Consider the following 3,796-nt stretch of genomic DNA (forward strand, 5'->3'; position numbering starts at 1 on the left):
TAGAGCCGCGCGCTTAGTTATACTGGTACCCGTTGTGTAGTTCAGGAGATTGGCCGTTATGTCACCCAAAGTTTCTGTTGTCGTGCCCGTTTACAACGTCGCCGCCTTCCTTCCCGCCTGCCTCGATTCCATTTGCGCCCAGACGCTCAAGGATATCGAGATCATCGTGGTGAACGACGGTTCGACCGATAACTCGCTCGAGATCGCGCAGGAGTATGCCGCCAAGGACGATCGCGTCAAGGTGCTTACCAAGGAGAACCGCGGCTACGGCCACACCATGAACCTCGGCTTCTCCCATGCCAGGGGCGAGTACATCGGCATCGTCGAGTCCGATGACTGCGCGCGTCCCGAGATGTTCGAGACCCTGTACAACCTTGCTGTTCAAAACGATGCCGACGTCGTGCGCTCCAATTACTGGAACATGTCTGAGAACGGCACCAAGTTCGATCTGGTCGACGTCCTCAATCTCTGCGATGCGCCGTACGATTCGGCGTTCGACACCGTAAACCACCCCGACATCCTGCGTGGCAGCCCGGCCATCTGGACCGCCATCTACAAAGCCTCGTTCCTCAAGGACAACGGCATCGAGTTCCTCGAGACCCCGGGTGCCTCCTTCCAGGATACCGGCTTCGCCCTGAAGGTCCTTACGTCTGCCCAGCGCATGGTTATCACGCGCAAGGCGTTCCTCAACTATCGCGTGGACAACGCCGGCTCCTCGGTGAAATCCGGCGCCAAGATGTTCTGCGTGTGCGACGAGTACGACTCCTTCGAGGAGCATCTGGCCCGCAATCCGCAGCGTGCCGAGGCGTTCCGCTACGTGATTCCTTCCAAGAAGTACGAGACGTACGTGTGGAACTACAATCGTCTTGACGATTCCCTCAAGCCCGAGTTCATGGAGCGCATGTCGCGCGAGTTCGCCGAGGCCAAGGCTGCTGGCAACCTCAAGCAGTCCGCCTTCCAGGACGTCGAGTGGCTCGAGCTCAACGAGCTTATCGAGAATCCCGCGGCGTTTAGCAACCGCGCCCTTACGGTGCAGTATCCTCCCCAGGATTTCAAGGAGCATCGTCGCACGTGCTGCGCGAACGGTCTCATCTCGCGTCTTCGCATGTACGCTTCGTTCATCAAGCACGCTCTGTAATATCGTTTGACGAAAGCCGTATGTATGAATGTAGATAGCCCCAACGCTTCCCAGCCGCTCGTTTCCATCGTGGTGCCGGTGTATAACTCCGAGCGCTACCTGCCCACGCTTCTCGATTCCCTGCAGAACCAGACGTATCGCAATCTGCAGATCATCTGCGTGAACGACGGATCCAAGGATGGCAGCCTTGCTATTCTGCAGCAGCGCGCGCAAGACGACCCGCGCCTTGTGGTAATCGATAAGGTTAACTCCGGGGCCGCTTCCACGCGTAACGTTGGCATCGACCGCGCGACCGGCGATTACCTGTGCTTCGTCGATTCCGATGACTACGTGGTGCCCACGGCGCTCGAACAGCTCGTCGCGGTCGCGCGCGAGCATGATACCGATGCCGTGATCTTCGATATGGACAACTTCGACGACAAGACGGGGGAGACGGCTCCCACCAACGCCGTCTTCAAGGAGTTCGTTCCCGCGCGTACGGTGTTTGGAACCACCGATATCGATAACTTCTACAAGCGCGTGGTGGGCTTCACGGTCAACAAGCTGTATCGCACCTCCTGCCTAAAGGATATCGACCTCAAGTTTCCCAAGGTGGGCGCGCATGAGGATATGCCATTCACGTACATCGCCCTTACGGCCGCGCCGCGCCTGTACTATCTGGACGAAACGCTGTACTATTACCGCCGCGCCCGCGAGGGCAGTCTCAGCGATGGGACCAACGACGACTACCGCTATATGCTCGATGCGCTCGAGGCATTCCGCGATGGCCTTAAGGAGCACGGCTTGTGGGATGCGTGCGAGCGCAACTTCGTGAACTATGCGCTCCACATGTGCCACTGGAAGTACACGGTGCTCGACGAGCAGGGTCGCCAGACCTTTGCCGACGACCTGCGCACCCGCGTGTTCGATCTGTTCGATATCACGCGTCACGACGCGGAGTACTTCTTCGACTCGGATGACTACGCGTTCTACGAGCATATCTCGAGCTCGACGTTCTTCTCGCGTCTGTACGACCGCCTCTACTTTTTCCTGCGTCGCATCTGGCATAAGATTCGCAGGTAGACTCAAAGGCGGCATTCATGTACCTTTGAGTGGCTAAAAGCTGCTACATGCACGCGCTCCCGCATCCGGAACCATCTGGGATGCGGGGGCGCTTTTCTTGTGCGAGGTGAAGCAATAGCTGCGCGGCGTTGCCATCAGGCGCCCCGCGGTCGATGCATCATCGGATGCGGGGCGCCGTCATGCACGGGGCAGATTAGGCTCGCTGCGGTGTTGCCATGCCGCTGTGACCGGGCTGCGCCAGCCATGCCTCGAGGGCGCTTGTGTTGGCAATTCGATTGTCTTGGACGTAGAGCATCGTCAGGTTCGTTAAGGGGCTTACGTCGAACGATGTGAGCTCGTTTGATTGCAGGAAGAGGTTGTCCAGCTTGGTGCAGCCGCTCAGGTTGATGTCGTGCAGCTTGTTAAAGCCCGCGTAGCAGCTAAAGAGCGAGGTGCAGCCGGAACAGTCGAGCGACTGCAGCTTGGTGTTGGCGACGTGCAGGTTGAGCAGGCTGCTTACGCCGGAGACGTTGAGCGCGGTGAGGTTGGGTGCAAATACGGTGATGTCCGTAAGGTCTTTGCAGCCGCGCGCATCTATAGAGGTGATGCCTGTGGCAGCCTTCGGGATGGTAACCAGGACCACCGGCAGCCCGTCGATCGAGGCGGGGAGTGTGGCCGCGCCCGACTTGCTCGTGTTTACGATGTAGATGCCCGAGCCGCGGAACGTGATATCGTTTCCCTCGGCATCCTGGCCAACGACATCGCCCCAGGTGAGCGTTGTGTTCTGGTTTACCTTGATATAGGTGAAGCCGTCTTTCGTATACTTCGTGGGGGAGCTGGGGTCCTTCTGCGGCAGCACGCTGCCCGTATGGCCCGGTTGCTTCAGCCATGCTTCGAGGGCGCTGGTGTCTGCAATCAGATTGCGCGAGCAGTCCATCTGGAAGAGGTCGGGGCAGGGACTGATGTCAAGCTGCGTGAGCATGTTGTTGCTCACGAGGAGGTTATGCAGCTTGGAAACGTGACGCAGGTCGATGCTGGAGAGCTTGGTGTCATAGATACTCAGCACGTTCAGGTTGCGGCATCCCTGGAGGTCGAGCTGCGTAAGATTGCAGTTGCTCACCGTGAGCTGTTCGAGCTTGGTAAGCGTGTCGGGAGCGATGGTGAGCCCGGAAAGATTGGAATTCGAAACCGTGAGTACGCGCAGCTCGCTCGCCGCATCCACATTGATGCTTGCGAGTTCGGTTTTCTGATAGCCGCAGGCGATGTGCGCGTATACCAGCGGGTGGTTGTCGATGGCGCGGGGCAGCGTAAGGGACTTGGCGTTTTGCGGAATGGACGTGATGTAGGCGCCCGGGCCGTAGTACTGGATGGGGGCGCCGCTTTCGGTTGTCGTGATGACGTCGTACTTCTTATAGCCGCATGCTTCGCTCACGTAGAGGTACGTGCAATCATTCCAGGTGCCGGGGACGGGCTTGGCTGCTGTCTGGCGCTGCGGTTCGAGCGTGCCCGTGCGACCGGGGTGCTCCAGCCACTGCTTGAGGGGCGCTAGGTGTTAAGTGCCAAGACGTTGTTTACATCTCGATGGTGACAAATAGGGAGGGCTCCCGCATGCTGTGA

General features: G+C 58.8%; 3 protein-coding genes. 2 read left to right on the forward strand and 1 reads right to left on the reverse strand.

Going from position 1 to position 3,796, the window contains the following annotated elements; genetic code table 11:
• Positions 1–58 precede the first annotated feature (58 nt).
• Positions 59–1,138: a glycosyltransferase gene (locus I2E26_RS02830; protein WP_195419540.1), complete on the forward strand. Its 1,080-nt coding sequence runs from the start codon at positions 59–61 to the stop codon at positions 1,136–1,138.
• 24 nt (positions 1,139–1,162) lie between these two features.
• On the forward strand, positions 1,163–2,200 hold the full coding sequence (locus I2E26_RS02835) for a glycosyltransferase (protein ID WP_195419541.1): 1,038 nt from the start codon (positions 1,163–1,165) through the stop codon (positions 2,198–2,200).
• 193 nt (positions 2,201–2,393) lie between these two features.
• Here I2E26_RS02835 and I2E26_RS02840 read toward each other — a convergent pair whose 3' ends face one another.
• On the reverse strand, positions 2,394–3,611 hold the full coding sequence (locus I2E26_RS02840; RefSeq protein ID WP_195419542.1) for a hypothetical protein: 1,218 nt from the start codon (positions 3,609–3,611) through the stop codon (positions 2,394–2,396).
• Positions 3,612–3,796: the final 185 nt, after the last annotated feature.

This window comes from Collinsella sp. D33t1_170424_A12 (assembly GCF_015554865.1).
Classification (GTDB): Bacteria; Actinomycetota; Coriobacteriia; order Coriobacteriales; family Coriobacteriaceae; genus Collinsella.